The 15,198-nt window shown below is 72.6% G+C and carries 15 protein-coding genes; 4 read left to right on the forward strand and 11 right to left on the reverse strand.

Annotated elements, in window-relative coordinates; translation table 11 throughout:
* Positions 1-23: 23 nt before the first annotated feature.
* The 5 genes from gatB to ACIQR3_RS31015 form a co-directional block, all read right to left on the reverse strand.
* The gene (gene gatB / locus ACIQR3_RS30995) at positions 24-1,538 is read right to left on the reverse strand and encodes an Asp-tRNA(Asn)/Glu-tRNA(Gln) amidotransferase subunit GatB (RefSeq protein ID WP_403543945.1); all 1,515 of its coding nucleotides are present in this window, start codon (positions 1,536-1,538) and stop codon (positions 24-26) included.
* 15 nt (positions 1,539-1,553) lie between these two features.
* Positions 1,554-1,793 carry a hypothetical protein gene (locus ACIQR3_RS31000; RefSeq protein ID WP_215166631.1) on the reverse strand — a complete coding sequence of 80 codons (240 nt, stop codon included), beginning with the start codon at positions 1,791-1,793 and terminating at the stop codon, positions 1,554-1,556.
* Positions 1,790-3,289 (reverse strand): Asp-tRNA(Asn)/Glu-tRNA(Gln) amidotransferase subunit GatA, encoded by a 1,500-nt coding sequence (gene gatA, locus ACIQR3_RS31005; protein ID WP_403543946.1) that lies wholly within the window; start codon positions 3,287-3,289, stop codon positions 1,790-1,792. The genes ACIQR3_RS31000 and gatA overlap by 4 nt, the downstream gene beginning before the upstream one ends.
* 6 nt (positions 3,290-3,295) lie before the next feature.
* A complete protein-coding gene (gene gatC, locus ACIQR3_RS31010) occupies positions 3,296-3,592 on the reverse strand; it encodes an Asp-tRNA(Asn)/Glu-tRNA(Gln) amidotransferase subunit GatC (protein WP_023546575.1) in 297 nt (98 codons plus the stop codon).
* 96 nt (positions 3,593-3,688) lie between these two features.
* Positions 3,689-4,057 carry a DUF4267 domain-containing protein gene (locus tag ACIQR3_RS31015; protein WP_403543947.1) on the reverse strand — a complete coding sequence of 123 codons (369 nt, stop codon included), beginning with the start codon at positions 4,055-4,057 and terminating at the stop codon, positions 3,689-3,691.
* 88 nt (positions 4,058-4,145) lie between these two features.
* On the opposite strand from ACIQR3_RS31015, the gene ACIQR3_RS31020 reads away from it, so the two are divergent.
* Positions 4,146-4,715, forward strand: coding sequence for a TetR/AcrR family transcriptional regulator (locus ACIQR3_RS31020; RefSeq protein ID WP_403543948.1), 570 nt, complete (start codon positions 4,146-4,148; stop codon positions 4,713-4,715).
* A 158-nt stretch (positions 4,716-4,873) separates the two neighbouring features.
* On the opposite strand, the gene ACIQR3_RS31025 is transcribed toward ACIQR3_RS31020, so the two are convergent.
* From ACIQR3_RS31025 to ACIQR3_RS31045, 5 genes are all read right to left on the reverse strand, one after another.
* A complete protein-coding gene (locus ACIQR3_RS31025; RefSeq protein ID WP_403543949.1) occupies positions 4,874-7,096 on the reverse strand; it encodes a putative bifunctional diguanylate cyclase/phosphodiesterase in 2,223 nt (740 codons plus the stop codon).
* 263 nt (positions 7,097-7,359) lie between these two features.
* Positions 7,360-9,555: an NAD-dependent DNA ligase LigA gene (ligA, locus tag ACIQR3_RS31030; protein WP_403543950.1), complete on the reverse strand. Its 2,196-nt coding sequence runs from the start codon at positions 9,553-9,555 to the stop codon at positions 7,360-7,362.
* Positions 9,556-9,571: 16 nt separating this feature from the next.
* Positions 9,572-10,579 (reverse strand): methionine synthase, encoded by a 1,008-nt coding sequence (locus ACIQR3_RS31035; protein WP_403543951.1) that lies wholly within the window; start codon positions 10,577-10,579, stop codon positions 9,572-9,574.
* Positions 10,580-10,611: 32 nt separating this feature from the next.
* Positions 10,612-11,301 (reverse strand): SDR family oxidoreductase, encoded by a 690-nt coding sequence (locus tag ACIQR3_RS31040; RefSeq protein WP_403543952.1) that lies wholly within the window; start codon positions 11,299-11,301, stop codon positions 10,612-10,614.
* A gap of 47 nt (positions 11,302-11,348) precedes the next feature.
* Entirely contained in the window at positions 11,349-11,888 is a 540-nt protein-coding gene (locus ACIQR3_RS31045; protein ID WP_215166623.1) for a TIGR00730 family Rossman fold protein, read from the reverse strand.
* Between the two features lie 90 nt (positions 11,889-11,978).
* Here ACIQR3_RS31045 and ACIQR3_RS31050 point away from each other — a divergent pair, with 90 nt between their 5' ends.
* Both ACIQR3_RS31050 and ACIQR3_RS31055 read left to right on the forward strand, forming a co-directional pair.
* Positions 11,979-12,302, forward strand: a complete 324-nt coding sequence (locus ACIQR3_RS31050) for a DUF427 domain-containing protein (protein ID WP_215166622.1) — start codon at positions 11,979-11,981, stop codon at positions 12,300-12,302.
* 37 nt (positions 12,303-12,339) lie between these two features.
* Positions 12,340-13,119, forward strand: coding sequence for an alpha/beta fold hydrolase (locus tag ACIQR3_RS31055; protein ID WP_403543953.1), 780 nt, complete (start codon positions 12,340-12,342; stop codon positions 13,117-13,119).
* Positions 13,120-13,218: 99 nt separating this feature from the next.
* On the opposite strand, the gene mnmA is transcribed toward ACIQR3_RS31055, so the two are convergent.
* Entirely contained in the window at positions 13,219-14,352 is a 1,134-nt protein-coding gene (gene mnmA / locus ACIQR3_RS31060; protein ID WP_403543954.1) for a tRNA 2-thiouridine(34) synthase MnmA, read from the reverse strand.
* 60 nt (positions 14,353-14,412) lie between these two features.
* On the opposite strand from mnmA, the gene ACIQR3_RS31065 reads away from it, so the two are divergent.
* Positions 14,413-15,189 (forward strand): N-acetylmuramoyl-L-alanine amidase, encoded by a 777-nt coding sequence (locus ACIQR3_RS31065; protein ID WP_403543955.1) that lies wholly within the window; start codon positions 14,413-14,415, stop codon positions 15,187-15,189.
* The last annotated feature ends 9 nt before the right edge of the window (positions 15,190-15,198 follow it).

Below are 15,198 nucleotides of genomic sequence, written 5' to 3' on the forward strand. Positions count from 1 at the left end.
CGGGGCTCACAACGAGGAGCGGATCAGCCCTCCTCGACCCCCAGCTTCTGGAGGATCAGTTCCTTGACCCGGGCCGCGTCCGCCTGGCCGCGCGTCGCCTTCATGACGGCGCCGACCAGCGCGCCGGCCGCGGCCACCTTGCCGGACTGGATCTTGGCGACGATGCCGGCGTTGCCGGCGATCGCCTCGTCCACGGCGGCCGACAGCGCGCCCTCGTCCGATACGACCTTCAGACCGCGCTTGTCGACGACCTCGTCCGGCGTGCCCTCGCCGGCGAGGACGCCCTCGATGACCTGGCGGGCCAGCTTGTCGTTCAGGTCGCCCTGGGCGACCAGCTCGGTCACGCGGGCCACCTGCTGCGGCGTGATGGCCAGCTCGTCCAGCGGCTTCTGCGACTCGTTGGCGCTGCGGGCCAGCTCGCCCATCCACCACTTGCGGGCAGAGGCAGCGTCGGCCCCGGCGTCGATGGTGGCGACGATCGGGTCCAGCGCGCCGGCGTTGAGGATCGCCTGCATGTCGGTGGCCGAGACACCCCACTCCTCGCGGAGCCGGTTGCGGCGCACCAGCGGCAGCTCGGGGAGCTGGGCGCGGATCTCCTCGACCCACTCGCGGGCGGGGGCGACCGGCACCAGGTCGGGCTCCGGGAAGTACCGGTAGTCCTCGGCCTCCTCCTTCACGCGGCCCGAGGTCGTGGACCCGGTGTCCTCGTGGAAGTGGCGGGTCTCCTGGATGATCGTGCCGCCACTGCTCAGGACCGCCGCGTGCCGCTGGATCTCGAAGCGGGCCGCGCGCTCCACGGACCGCAGCGAGTTGACGTTCTTCGTCTCCGAGCGGGTGCCGAACTTCTCGGTGCCGTGCGGGCGCAGCGACAGGTTCACGTCGCAGCGCATCTGCCCCATCTCCATGCGGGCTTCCGACACGCCGAGCGCCTTGATGACCTCGCGCAGCTCACGCACGTACGCCCGCGCGACCTCGGGTGCGCGCTCCCCCGCGCCCTCGATCGGCTTGGTGACGATCTCGATGAGCGGGATGCCGGCGCGGTTGTAGTCGAGCAGGGAGTGCGAGGCGCCGTGGATACGGCCCGTCGCGCCACCGACGTGGGTCGACTTGCCGGTGTCCTCCTCCATGTGGGCGCGCTCGATCTGGACGCGGAAGGTCTCGCCGTCCTCCAGCTGTACGTCGAGGTAGCCGTCGAAGGCGATCGGCTCGTCGTACTGGGAGGTCTGGAAGTTCTTCGGCATGTCCGGATAGAAGTAGTTCTTCCGGGCGAAGCGGCACCATTCGGCGATCGAGCAGTTCAGCGCGAGGCCGATCTTGATGGCGGACTCGACGCCGGTCGCGTTGACGACCGGGAGCGCGCCGGGCATGCCGAGGCAGACCGGGCAGGTCTGGGTGTTCGGGTCGGCGCCGAGCGCGGTCGAACAGCCGCAGAACATCTTGGTCTTGGTGCCGAGTTCGACATGGACCTCGAGGCCCATGACGGGGTCGTACGACGCGAGTGCGTCCTCGTACGACACCAGGTCGGTCGTGGTGGTCACGGTGAAACTTCCCTCTCAGCCCAGCAGGACGTCGTCGTCGCCCAGCCGCTTCAGCTCGCGGTAGAGGATGGCGAGGCCGGTGACGATGGCGGCGGCGGACACGGCGGCGTCGACCAGGCGGAGCGTGTCGCTCTCGGTGCGGGCGAGCTTCGCCTGCTTGGCGACGCTGAACGCGCCGAACGCGGTGGTGGCCATGGACAGGTACAGGCCGTTCTTGGACTTCTTGAAGCCCTTGGCCTTCGACAGCTTGCTCACAGCGACGGTGCCTCCTCGATCAGCGGGTGGCCCCACCTTTCCACGAAGGCGGCCTCGACGGCGGCGCCGACCTTGTACAGCCGGTCGTCCTGCATGGCGGGGGCGATGATCTGCAGACCCACCGGCAGGTTGTCCTCGGGCGCGAGGCCGCAGGGCAGCGACATGGCCGCGTTGCCCGCCAGGTTGGTGGGGATGGTGCACAGGTCGGCGAGGTACATCGCCATCGGGTCGTCGGCGCGCTCGCCGATCGCGAAGGCGGTGGTCGGGGTCGTCGGGGAGACGATCACGTCGACCTGCTCGAAGGCCTTCTCGAAGTCGCGGGTGATGAGCGTACGGACCTTCTGCGCGGAGCCGTAGTACGCGTCGTAGTACCCGCTGGACAGCGCGTACGTGCCGAGCATGATGCGGCGCTTGACCTCGGGGCCGAAGCCGGCCTCGCGGGTCAGGGAGGTGACCTCCTCGGCGGAGTGCGTGCCGTCGTCGCCGACGCGGGCGCCGTAGCGCAGGCCGTCGAAGCGGGCGAGGTTGGAGGAGCACTCGGACGGGGCGATCAGGTAGTACGCCGACAGGGCGAGGTCGAAGGACGGGCAGTCCAGCTCGACGATCTCGGCGCCCAGCTCCTTCAGCAGCTCGACGGACTCGTCGAACCGCTGGATGACGCCGGCCTGGTAGCCCTCGCCGCGGAACTGTTTGACGACGCCGACCCGCATGCCCTCGACGCTGCCGTTGCGGGCGGCCTCGACGACCTGCGGGACGGGCGCGTCGATCGACGTGGAGTCCATCGGGTCGTGCCCGGCGATCACCTCGTGCAGCAGGGCCGCGTCCAGGACCGTACGGGCGCAGGGGCCGCCCTGGTCGAGGGAGGAGGAGAACGCCACCATGCCGTAGCGGGAGACGCCGCCGTAGGTGGGCTTGACGCCGACCGTGCCGGTGACGGCCGCGGGCTGGCGGATGGAACCGCCGGTGTCGGTGCCGATGGCCAGCGGCGCCTGGAAGGCGGCGAGCGCGGCGGAGGAGCCGCCGCCGGAACCGCCGGGGATCTTGGTGAGGTCCCAGGGGTTGCCGGTCGGCCCGTACGCGCTGTTCTCCGTCGAGGACCCCATGGCGAACTCGTCCATGTTGGTCTTGCCGAGGATGACGACGTCGGCGGCCTTGAGCTTCTTGGTGACCGTCGCGTCGTAGGGCGGGAGCCAGCCTTCGAGGATCTTCGAGCCGACGGTCGTGGGGACGCCCTCGGTGGTGAAGATGTCCTTGAGCGCGAGGGGGACGCCGGCCAGCGGGCCGAGCTGCTCCCCGCGGGCGCGCTTCTCGTCCACGGCGCGGGCCTGGGCGAGGGCGCCCTCGCGGTCGACGTGCAGGAAGGCGTGCACCTTCTCGTCGACGGCCTCGATGCGGGCCAGGTGGGCCTCGGTGACCTCGACGGCCGTCAGCTCGCCGGAGGCGATCCTCGCGGCGATCTCGGCCGCGGTGAGCTTGATGATGGGGCTGTCCGTCATGGCGGGTTACTCCTCCCCCAGGATCTGCGGCACCTTGAAACGCTGCTGCTCCTGGGCCGGGGCGCCGGAGAGCGCCTGCGCGGGCGTGAGCGACGGACGGACCTCGTCCGGCCGCATGACGTTGGTCAGCGGGAGCGGGTGCGAGGTCGGGGGTACGTCTTGGTCGGCGACCTCGCTGACGCGGGCGACCGCGCCGATGATGTCGTCCAGCTGTCCCGCGAAGTGATCGAGCTCTTCGGGCTTCAGCTCCAGACGCGCCAGCCGGGCGAGGTGGGCGACCTCCTCGCGCGTGATGCCAGGCATGCAGCGTTCCTCTGGGGTGAGAGTGGGTGTGCAGTGTGTCAGTGTGTCGCCCAATCCTATGGGGCGGCGCCCGCTCGCCGTTAAACGGTTTGCCGGTCAGAGGGCGAAGAGCAGGCCCGCGGTGACCAGAACGACGACCGCGGTGGCGAAGTGGACACCGAAGGCCACCGCCCTCGTAACGCCGTGGCGCAGCACGATCAGGGTGTCGCCGAGCGGCGCGAGCGCCACGGCCAGCATGAACCAGGCCTCCGCGGCGGCCCCGGCGAACGCCAGCAGCGCCAGCCCCACCACGCCGAAGGTGGCGTCCCTGACCCCCTTGACGGCCAGATAGGCGGCGTCGCCGTCCGGCTTGGCGGGCACGCCGTACCCGGCGGCGGCGGGCCGGGGCCGGAACAGGAAGCGGGCCCCGATGAAGAGGATGAAGAGGTTCAGGACGACGGCCAGGGTGTAGGCGGTCACGGTCATGGCATGTCCCCTTGCTAGCAGCGCTAGATGCACGAGCGACACTAGATCTGTCGGCAGCAGATTGTCTAGCGCTGCTAGAATCCGGGTCATGTCGATCCAGACGCGCCGGGAGCGCGAACGAGCGGAGCGGGAGCGGCTGATCGTGGCCGCCGCGCGGGAGCTGGCCGAGGCCGAGGGCTGGGACGCGGTGACCACACGGCGGCTGGCGGCCGAGATCGAGTACAGCCAGCCCGTCCTCTACAGCCACTTCAAGGGCAAGGACGCCATCAGGGCGGCGGTCGCGGAGGAGGGGTTCGCGGAACTGGCCGCCGAGCTGCGGGCGGCCCGTGCCGGGGCTCCGGAGGGCCGGGCGGCGCTCGCCGCGGTGGGCGAGGCGTACACGGCGTTCGCGCGGCGCCGGCCCGCCCTGTACGACGCCATGTTCACGCTCACGGTGGGGCTGCCGTTCGCCACGCCGGAGGCGCCGGAGGCGCTGCGGGAGGCGTTCGGGGAACTGGCGGGGGCGGTGGCGCCGGTCGCCGCCGAGGGCGAGGACCCGGCACTGCTCACCGAGACCTTCTGGGCCGGCCTGCACGGCCTGGTCACCCTCATGCGCAGCGGCCGCCTCCCGGAAGAGGCCCACGACCGCCGACTGGCCCTGCTCTGCTCACGCTTCTAGAGGTACGGGTACGGGGGTGCAGGCGCCCTCCGGGTGCGCGGAGCCGCCGGGGCGCGGAACCGCCGGGAGTGCCGAGCCGCCGGAGGGGGACGGAACCGTGCGCCGACCCCCGGCGGACCGGCACCCGGCGACGGACCGACCGCCCTACTCCTCCCGCCCTACTCCTCCACCGCCGCCGGGAGGACGGCGGCCGGCCGCTGCCATCCCCTCGACCCCCGCGCCCGCAGCCAGGCCGTCGTCTCGTCCGGCGGCATCGCGGCGGCGACCAGCCACCCCTGCACCGCGTCGCAGCCGAGGTCCCGCAGCCGCTCCCACGTCTCGTCGTCCTCGACGCCCTCCGCGACGACCAGCAGCCCCAGGGAGTGCGCGAGGTCGACCGTGCACCGCACGATCTCCGCGTCCTCGTTGTCGACGGCCAGCCGGGCCACGAAGGAACGGTCGATCTTCAGCTCGCTGACGGGGAGCTTGCGCAGGTGGACGAGGGAGGAGTACCCGGTGCCGAAGTCGTCCAGGGACATCTTCACCCCGTGCCCGGTCAGCCCGGCCAGGGTGTCGGCGGCGCGCTGCGGGTCCTCCAGGAGGACGTGTTCCGTGATCTCCAGCTGGAGCGCGCCCGCCGGGACGCCGTGCCGGGCGAGGCGCGCGGCGACCAGGCCGGCGAAGCCGGGCGAGTGCACGTCCCGCGGGGAGACGTTGACCGCGACCGGCACGAACAGACCCTGCGCCCGCCACCGGGCGACCTGGGCGAGTGCCGTCTCCAGCACGTACTCCGTCAGATGGGGCATCAGCCCCGAGGACTCGGCGATGGCTATGAACTCGTCCGGCGGCACCTTGCCCCGCTCGGGGTGCACCCACCGCACCAGCGCCTCCAGGCCCGCGACCTGACCGTCGAAGCGGACCTTGGGCTGGTAGTGCAGCTCGACCTCCCGGGCGTCCAGGGCGCGGCGCAGGTCACCGAGGAGGCCGAGGCGGTCGGGGGTGTTGGAGTCCCGCTTGGACTCGTAGACCTCGACGCCCGTGCGGTCCCGCTTGGCCTGGTACATCGCCACGTCCGCCCGGCGCAGCAGCCCTTCGGCGTCCAGGCCGTGGTCGGGGAAGACGGCGACCCCGGCGCTGGCCTCCAGGACCAGGGTGAGTCCGTCCAGGTCGAGCGGGGAGCTGAGGGCGCCGACCAGGCCGCGGGCGACCCGGGTCGCGGACGTGGTGGAGTCGGTGACGGGCAGCAGGACGGCGAACTCGTCGCCGCCGAGCCGCGCGGCCTCCGCCCCGCGCGGCAGCGCCGCCCGCAACCGGTCGGCGATCTGGAGCAGCAGCCGGTCGCCGGCCAGGTGCCCGAGGGTGTCGTTGACCGACCGGAAACGGTCGAGGTCGATCAGCATCAGGGCGGTACGGACACCGATCCGCTCGGCGTCGTCCAGCGCCGTCCAGATGCGTTCCTGGAGCCACTGCCGGTTGGGCAGTCCGGTCAGCGGGTCGCGGAGCTGCTCCTCGGCGCGGGCGCGGGCGATCCACAGGGTGGAGTCGAGGGCGATCAGCGGGATCGCGAACAGGGGCAGCAGCACCGGCTGCGCGAAGGCGACGACGCAGATCAGCGGGGCGATGCCGAGCAGGGCGATAGCGACCAGGCCCTGTCGCGTCAGGGCGGTGCGGGCGATGGTGGGCAGGCCGGGGCGCGGGGTGTGCAGGTACCAGAGCAGGATGCGGGTGACGGCGAGGTAGGCGACGGCGACCAGCACCACCTTGGGCGCCGCGGCGACCGTCCAGGTGCCCGGGTCCCAGGGCGTCTCGACGGACGGGGCGGCGCCGCAGGCGCCCAGCAGGGCGGCACCGGCGGCGATGCCGAGGATGTCGACCGCGCCGTGCAGCACGCCCTGGCGCCAGCGGCCCCGGCGGGCGACGCCGACCAGGACGACGACGGTGAGGCTGACCATGCCGGCCGGGACCCAGCCGTAGAGCAGCAGCACGGCGAGGGTGAGGGCGGCGCCGGAGCCGGTGCCGCCCCACCAGCGGGCGCGGCCGAGCAGGACGAGGTGGCCGACGACGATGCCGGTCAGCACGGCGAGCGACCAGCCGGCCGCGCCGGACGGGAAGAGCGCGTGCCCGTCGGTGAACGCCCGGTAGAACCCGGCGCCCAGGACGAACCCGGCCGCCGCGACGACCGCCGCGGGCAACGCGGGCCAGGACAGGTGCCGTTCGGCGTCGGTGTCCGGCAGGCCGGAGGCGTGCCCGGTGCCACGGCCGGCCGGCGCGACCCGGGCGGTGCGCCCCTGGCCGCCGCCCTCCTGAGAAGGCCGCCCGGCCCACCGGCTCGCACGCGCCGCCTCCCACAGGCGACGCGGGCGCAGCCGTGAGCCCGGGGCGGCGCTCTCGGTCGGTTCCATTCCCGTCCCTCTCACAGCCGGCGGTGCCCACGCCACGCGGCCCGGTGCCCGAAGGGGGCCGCCGACGGTTCCGCGCGGGAAAGTCCGTTTCCCGGCTCCTTCGGAGCACGGGCAGTGCCCCGGCCGCGGCTGGGCACGGCAGGCGCACGTCCCAACAGTAGGCCGCGGAAGGCTTCCACGGGCACCGGTCGTCGACGGTTGCCCGATTGCGCCCTGGCCACCCCTATGCAACTGATATGCGCTGAACGGGTGGCCTTCAACCGCTATTCCTCAGCCGAAAGCGCGACGTCCGAGGCGGCTTCGGGCCCTTGTTCGAGCAGCACGTCGAAGCCGCCCTCGTCGAGCACCGGGACCTTCAACTGCATCGCCTTGTCGTATTTCGACCCGGGGTTGTCGCCCACGACGACGAACGAGGTCTTCTTCGACACCGAACCGGTCACCTTGGCGCCCCGGCTCTGCAGGGCCTCCTTGGCGCCGTCCCGGGTGTAGCGCTCCAGGGTGCCGGTGACGACGACGGTGAGGCCTTCGAGCGGGCGCGGCCCCTCGTCCTCGCCGGAGGACTGCTCCTCCAGGGGGACGCCGGCCGCCTTCCACTTGCGGACGATCTCGCGGTGCCACTCCTCGGCGAACCACTCCTTGAGGGAGGCGGCGATGATCGGCCCGACCCCGTCCGTGTTGGCCAGTTCCTCCTCGGTGGCCTGCTCGATGCGGTCCACGGAGCGGAACTGGCGGGCGAGTTCCTGCGCGGCGACCGGTCCGACGTGCCGGATGGAGAGCCCGTTGAGGAACCGGGCGAGGGGGCGGGTCTTGGCCTCCTCGATGTTCTTCAGCAGGGCGAGGGCGTTCTTCTTCGGCTCGCCCTTCTGGTTGGCGAAGACCGTGACGACCTTCTCCTCGCCGGTCTTGGGGTCGCGCTTGGGCAGCCCGCTGTCCGGGTCCAGGACGTACGCCTTGATGGGCAGCAGTTTCTCGATCGTGAGGTCGAACAGGTCGCCCTCGTCGACCAGCGGCGGGTCGGCCGGCTCCAGCGGCTGGGTCAGCGCGGCGGCGGCGACGCCCCCGAAGTGCTCGATGTCCAGGCACTGACGGCCGGCGAGATAGGTGACGCGCTCGCGCAACTGGGCGGGGCAGCTGCGCGCGTTGGGGCAGCGGAGGTCGATGTCGCCCTCCTTCATGGGACGCAGCGGCGTCCCGCACTCGGGGCACTCGGCCGGCATCACGAACTCCCGCTCGCTGCCGTCCCGCAGGTCGGCGACCGGCCCGAGGATCTCCGGGATCACGTCACCGGCCTTGCGCAGCACCACCGTGTCGCCGATGAGGACGCCCTTGGCCTTGACGACCTCCTGGTTGTGCAGCGTGGCGAACTCCACCTCGCTGCCGGCCACCGTCACCGGCTCGACCTGGGCGTAGGGCGTGACCCGGCCGGTGCGGCCGACGCCGACCTTGATGTCGACGAGCTTGGTGTTGACCTCTTCGGGCGCGTACTTGTAGGCGATGGCCCAGCGGGGGGCGCGGGCGGTGGAGCCGAGCCGGCCCTGGAGGCGGATCTCGTCGAGCTTGACGACGACGCCGTCGATCTCGTGCACCACCGAGTGCCGGTTCTCGCCGTAGTACGCGATGAACTCGTGCACCTCGGCGAGGGTCTCGACCGCCCGGTTGTACGGGGAGGTGGGCAGGCCCCACTCCTTGAGCAGGCCGTACGCCTCGGAGAGGCGGGTCAGGCCCGCGTATCCCTCCAGGACGCCGATGCCGTGGACGACCATGTGCAGCGGGCGGCTCGCGGTGACGCGGGGGTCCTTCTGGCGCAGCGAACCGGCCGCCGCGTTGCGCGGGTTGGCGAAGGGCTTGTCGCCGGCCTCGACCAGACGGGCGTTCAGCTCCTCGAACTTCTCCATCGGGAAGTAGACCTCGCCGCGGATCTCCACGAGGTCGGGGACCTTGTCGCCGGTCAGCCGCTCGGGGATGTCGGCGATGGTGCGGACGTTGGGCGTGATGTCCTCGCCGGTGCGGCCGTCGCCGCGGGTGGCGGCGCGGACCAGGCGGCCGTGCTCGTAGGTGAGGTTGACGGCGAGGCCGTCGACCTTCAGCTCGCACAGGAAGTGGAACTTCTGCTCGCCCAGCTCCTTGTGGAGGCGCTCGGCCCAGGCGGTCAGCTCCTCCTCGTTGAACGTGTTGTCCAGGGAGAGCATGCGCGAGCGGTGCTCGACGGCGGTGAACTCCGTCTCGTAGGAGCCGGCGACCTTCTGGGTCGGTGATTCGGGGGTGCGCAGCGGCGGGTACTCCTCCTCCAGCGCCTCCAGGTCGCGCAGCAGCCGGTCGAAGTCCGCGTCGCTGATGACGGGGGCGTCCTTCACGTAGTACCGGAAGCGGTGCTCCTCGATCCGCTCAGCGAGCTGAACGTGCTTCTCCCGTGCCTCGGCGGGCACGTTCGTCGTCTCCGCCTGCTTGTCGCCGGCCACCGTGTATGTCCTCCCGTTACTCTGGGTCGTCCGCGAGGGATCTCGCCGCCCGGACGCAGTGGGCGAGGGCCCGCCGCGCGTACTCGGGGGACGCGCCCGCGAGTCCGCACGCCGGAGTCACCGTGACCGCGTCCGCGAGAAGCCCCGGATGCAGCCCCAGCCTGCGCCACAGCGTCCTGACACCCATGACGCTACCGGCAGGGTCTGACAATGGGCCGTCCGTGCCCGGCACGACACCGGCGAACAGCCGCGTCCCGCCCTCCACGGCCTCCCCGATCACCTCGTCGTCACGCTCCGTGAGCAGCGAGAAGTCGAAGGAGACGCCGTCCACGCCGGCCCGGCGCAGCAGGGCGAACGGGACGTCGGGCGCGCACGAGTGGACCACGACCGGGCCGCCCCCGTGCACCCCGGCGACGTCGCGGAGGGCCGCCTCGACGACCTGCCGGTCGACGGCCCGGTGGGTGCGGTAGCCGCTGGCGGTCCGCACCTGGCCGCGCAGTACGGCGGTGAGGGACGGCTCGTCGAGCTGGAGCACGAGGGTGGCGCCGGGGACGCGGCGGGCGACCTCCGCGAGGTGTTCGCGCAGCCCCTCGGCGAGGGAGGCGGCGAGGTCCCGGCAGGCCCCGGCGTCGCTCAGGACCGCCTCGCCGCTCCGCAGCTCCAGCGCGGCGGCCAGCGTCCACGGGCCGACGACCTGCACCTTCAGCGGGCCCTCGTAGCCCTGGGTGAACTCCTCCAAGGCGTCGAGGTCCTCCCCGAGCCAGGACCGGGCCCGCTTGGTGTCCCGGCCCGGCCGGTCGCCGAGCCGCCAGCCGCTGGGCTCCACGCGCGCGTACAGCTCGACGAGCATCCCGGCGGTGCGCCCGATCATGTCGGCGCCGGGTCCGCGGGCGGGCAGCTCGGGCAGGAAGGGGAAGTTCTCGAAGGTGCCGGTGACGGTCTTGACGGCCTCGCGCGCGTCCTGCCCCGGCAGGGACCCGACGCCGGTGGCCGCACCGAACCTGATCTGGCTGTTGTCGCTCACCCCGGCAGCCTACGGAACGTACGGCGTCCCGCTCACCGCCCGGGGCGCACCGTCAGGTCGTTGACCTCGGCGTCCCTGGGGAGGTCCAGGGCCATCACGATCGTGGTGGCGACGGACTCGGGGTCGATCCAGCGCGCCGGGTCGTACTCCTTGCCCTCCTGCTGGTGCACCTTGGCCTGCATGGGGCTCGCCGTGCGGCCCGGGTAGACGGAGGTGACCCGGACCCCGCCCGCGTGCTCCTCGTGGCGCAGGGAGTCGGCGAGGGCCTTCAGGCCGTGCTTGGAGGCGGCGTACGCGGCCCACTCGGCGTGGGCGTTGAGCCCCGAGCCGGAGTTCACGAAGATCACGTGTCCCTGGGCGGCGCGCAGCTGCGGCAGCAGCAGGCGGGTCAGTTCGGCGGGCGCGACGAGATTGACGTTGAGCTGGTGGCGCCAGGACTTCGGGGTCAGCTCCCCGACCGGGCCGAGGTCGACGACGCCGGCGATGTGCAGCAGGGAGTCGACCCGGTCCGGCAGCGACTGGTGGGACAGGGCCCAGGACAGCTTGTCGGGGTCCGCCAGGTCGCCGACCAGGGTGCGGGCGCCCGGGTACCCGGCGGCCAGTTCCTTGGCGCGGCCCGCGTCGCGCGCGTGCAGCACGATGTCGTCCCCGCGCGCGTGCAGGCGGCGGGCGACGGCCGCGCCGATGCCGGAGCCGGCTCCGGTGATCACATGTGTAGCCATGCCGCCATGCTCGCATCACCGCCGGACCGTTCCGTGCCCCGGCCGGCTCAGGCGACGCCCCGGCTCTCCTCCAGGTAGGCCAGCGCGCCGACCGGCTCCTCGGCGAAGAACACCAGCTCGCCCAGGGGACGCGGCAGGAACCCCTCGTCCTCCATCCGGCGGAACTGCTCCTTGAGTCCGTCGTAGAAGCCCGCGGTGTTGAGCAGGACGACCGGCTTGTCGGTGTGCCCGTGCTTCTTCAGCTCCAGGATCTCGGTCGCCTCGTCGAGCGTCCCGGTACCGCCCACCATGATCACCACGGCGTCGGCCTTCTCCAGCAGCAGCCGCTTGCGCTCGGCCAGGTCCCGGGCGACGATCATCTCCTCGACGCCCTCGCGCGCCTTGGCCGCCAGGAACTCCACGGAGACCCCGCACAGCCGCCCGCCGGCCTCCTGCACACCATCGGCGACCACCTTCATCAGCCCGACGTCCGAGCCGCCCCACACCAGCGTGTGCCCGCCCTTGCCGAGCAGGGTGGCGAACTCCTTGGCGGGACGTGTGTAGCGCTCGTCGAGGTCGGCGGCGGAGAGGAAGACGCAGATGTTCATGGGGCAACGGTACGGCGCCGTCCCAGCGGGGAAGAAGTCGGTTTCGCGGCGTGCTGTCACCAAGGACACCGCCCATCGAGGAGGACGATCGTGACCACCGGACACCGCATCACCGTGGAGCCCAGTGACCGGCACGTGCGCGTGACGCGCGACGGACAGGTCCTGGCGGAGAGCGACGAGGCCCTGCTGCTGCGGGAGACGGGCTGCCCCGACCGCTACTACATCCCCTCACTGGACGTACGCGTGGACCTGCTGACCCCGTCCCGCACGACCACCCACTGCCCGTTCAAGGGCGACGCCGTCTACTGGTCGCTGCCGGACGCCCCGGACTCCGTCTGGGCGTATCCGGACCCCAAGGAGGAGGTACAGCAGATCAAGGATCACCTGTGCTTCTACGACGTGGAGGTGTCGTGACCGGTTGACCTGGCGCGGTAGGGCAACCTGCACAGACATGGAGAAGACACAGTCACGCGACGGCACCCCGCTCGCCCACACCCGCACCGGGACGGGTCCCGCGCTCGTCCTGGTCAGCGGCGCCCTGTCGACGGGCGCCACGCTCGCGCCGCTGGCCGCCGCGCTCTCGGACCGCTTCGAGGTCCTGGTGTACGACCGCCGGGGGCGCGGCGAGAGCGGCGACACGCCGCCGTACGCCGTCGACCGCGAGGTCGAGGACCTGGCGGCGCTGGTCGGGACGCTGGGCGACGAGGCGTGCCTGTACGGCGTCTCGTCCGGCGGCGCGCTGGCCCTGCGGGCGGCGGCGAGCGGGCTGCCGGTGCGGCGGGTGGCGGTCTACGAGGTGCCGTACGCGATGGACGACGCCGCCGTGGCGGCCCGCGCGGAGTACACCGGGCGGCTGACCCAGGCGCTGCGCGGCGGCCGGCGCGGAGACGCGGTGGAGCTGTTCCTGCGCCTCACCGGCCTGGGCGAGGACGTCATCGGCAGGGCCCGCCAGTCCCCCATGTGGGCGGGCCTGGAGTCGGTCGCGCCCAGCCTCGCGTACGACGACGCGGTACTGGGCGACGGGCGTCCACCCCGCGAGGCGCTGGCCGGAATCGGCGTGCCGGTGCTGGCCCTGGCGGGCGGCGCGGGCGCGGCGTCGATGCGTGCGGCGGCCCGGGAGATCGCGGAGACGGTGCCCGACGGCCGGTACGGCGAGCTGGAGGGCCAGAGCCACATGGTGGAACCGGGGGTGCTGGCGCCGGTGCTGGCGCGGTTCTTCGCGGGGGACTGAGCGTCCCCGGGCATCCCGGCGGCCGGGCGGGGCGGCGTCGCCACCCGCGCCGCGTCCAGCAGGCCGGGCCTCCTCCGCCCAGCACCGGCTCGCACCGGATCAGACGGACGCCGTCGCCCGCGCGGTCGAGGCGATCGTCGCCGAGCCCACCACGCGCGTGCCGTCGTACAGGACGACCGCCTGGCCGGGGGCCACCCCGCGGACCGGCTGCTCGAAGGCGACCTCCAGCTCGCCGTCGACTAGTTCGGCGCGGACCGGGGTCTCCTCGCCGTGGGCGCGGAGCTGGGCCGTGTAGGTGCCGGGCCCGGACGGGGCGGCGCCGCACCAGCGGGGCTTGATCGCGCGCAGGGCGCTGACGTCCAGGGCGTCGGCGGGGCCGACCGTGACCGTGTTGGTCACCGGGGAGATGTCCAGGACGTAGCGCGGCTTGCCGTCGGGGGCGGGGGTGCCGATGCGCAGGCCCTTGCGCTGGCCGATGGTGTAGCCGTACGCGCCCTCGTGGGTGCCCAGCTTGTTGCCCGCCTCGTCGACGATGTCGCCCTCGGCGCGGCCGAGGCGGCCGGCGAGGAAGCCCTGGGTGTCGCCGTCGGCGATGAAGCAGATGTCGTGCGAGTCGGGCTTCTTGGCGACGGCGAGGCCCCGCCGCTCGGCCTCCGCGCGGATCTCGTCCTTGGTGGTGACCGTGTCGCCGAGCGGGAACATCGCGTGCGCGAGCTGGCGGTCGTCCAGGACGCCGAGGACGTAGGACTGGTCCTTGGCCAGGTCGGAGGCGCGGTGCAGTTCGCGGGTGCCGTCCTCCTTGACGACGACCTGGGCGTAGTGGCCGGTGCAGACCGCGTCGAAGCCCAGGGCGAGGGCCTTGTCGAGCAGCGCGGCGAACTTGATCTTCTCGTTGCAGCGCAGGCAGGGGTTGGGGGTGCGGCCGGCCTCGTACTCGGCGACGAAGTCCTCGACGACGTCCTCGCGGAAGCGGTCGGCGAGGTCCCACACGTAGAAGGGGATGCCGATGACGTCCGCGGCGCGGCGGGCGTCGCGGGAGTCCTCGATGGTGCAGCAGCCCCGCGCGCCCGTGCGGAAGGATTGGGGGTTGGCGGAGAGCGCGAGGTGGACGCCGGTCACGTCGTGCCCGGCCTCGGCGGCGCGGGCGGCGGCGACGGCGGAGTCGACTCCGCCGGACATGGCGGCGAGGACACGGAGAGGGCGGCGGGTGCGCTGCGGGGTGTCGTCAGTCATAACTCCTCCAGGGTACGGGGGTCCGGGAACCGGATCGCGCGGATATGCGTTCTCGATCACATGGAGGCGAACAGCCGATCCCCCGACGGATCGCCCAGCGGATCACCCAAGGACACCGACCGGCGCATCGGCAGGCGCGCGCTGATCGTCGGCGGCGCGGTGACGGCCGTGGGCGCGGCCGTGCTGGCCCGCGACGAGCTGGGGCGGCTGTGGTGGCGGGTGCCGGGCGTGGACAGACCGCGCGACGACGGGGTGGTCGACTACCAGGGCGCGCAGTGGGTGGCGGCGGCGGACGCGAACTGGCGGCGCGCGGACCGGCCCGAGGACTACCCCATAGACATGGTGATCATTCATGTCACGCAGGGGAGTTTCGACGGCGCGGTCAGCGCCTTCCAGAACCCGGACCACCAGGCCGCCTCGCACTACATCGTGGGGCAGGACGGGCGGATCACCCAGATGATCCGCGAGCTGGACGTGGCGTACCACGCGGGCAACCGCGCGTACAACGAACGCAGTGTCGGCATCGAGCACGCCGGGTTCGTGGACCGGCCGCAGGACTTCACGGACGCGATGTACGAGGCGTCGGCGCGGCTGACGGCCGGGGTCTGCGCGCGGTACGAGATACCCGTGGACCGGAAGCACATCATCGGGCACGTGGAGGTGCCGGGGACCGACCACACCGATCCGGGGCCGCACTGGGACTGGGACCGGTACATGAAGCTGGTGCGGCGGGCGACGACGGCGCTGCCGTCGGACACGCCGTCCCCCTCGGCCTCTCCCTCGGCCTCCGCATCCGCCTCCGCGTCGAGCGGCGGACCGGGCGACTCCGCCGCCTGAGGCCGCCTG

The organism is Streptomyces sp. NPDC090994, assembly GCF_044768905.1.
In the GTDB taxonomy this organism is placed as follows: domain Bacteria; phylum Actinomycetota; class Actinomycetes; order Streptomycetales; family Streptomycetaceae; genus Streptomyces.

Excerpts from the sequence above, each read along its gene's own strand:
- ACIQR3_RS31055 (WP_403543953.1), top strand. The coding sequence starts at position 12,340 with ATGGAGAAGACACAGTCACGCGACGGCACCCCGCTCGCCCACACCCGC.
- ACIQR3_RS31025 (WP_403543949.1), bottom strand. The coding sequence starts at position 7,096 with ATGGAACCGACCGAGAGCGCCGCCCCGGGCTCACGGCTGCGCCCGCGT.
- ACIQR3_RS31045 (WP_215166623.1), bottom strand. The coding sequence starts at position 11,888 with ATGAACATCTGCGTCTTCCTCTCCGCCGCCGACCTCGACGAGCGCTAC.
- ACIQR3_RS31065 (WP_403543955.1), top strand. The coding sequence starts at position 14,413 with ATGGAGGCGAACAGCCGATCCCCCGACGGATCGCCCAGCGGATCACCC.
- mnmA (WP_403543954.1), bottom strand. The coding sequence starts at position 14,352 with ATGACTGACGACACCCCGCAGCGCACCCGCCGCCCTCTCCGTGTCCTC.
- ACIQR3_RS31015 (WP_403543947.1), bottom strand. The coding sequence starts at position 4,057 with ATGACCGTGACCGCCTACACCCTGGCCGTCGTCCTGAACCTCTTCATC.
- ACIQR3_RS31020 (WP_403543948.1), top strand. The coding sequence starts at position 4,146 with ATGTCGATCCAGACGCGCCGGGAGCGCGAACGAGCGGAGCGGGAGCGG.
- ACIQR3_RS31040 (WP_403543952.1), bottom strand. The coding sequence starts at position 11,301 with ATGGCTACACATGTGATCACCGGAGCCGGCTCCGGCATCGGCGCGGCC.
- gatC (WP_023546575.1), bottom strand. The coding sequence starts at position 3,592 with ATGCCTGGCATCACGCGCGAGGAGGTCGCCCACCTCGCCCGGCTGGCG.
- gatA (WP_403543946.1), bottom strand. The coding sequence starts at position 3,289 with ATGACGGACAGCCCCATCATCAAGCTCACCGCGGCCGAGATCGCCGCG.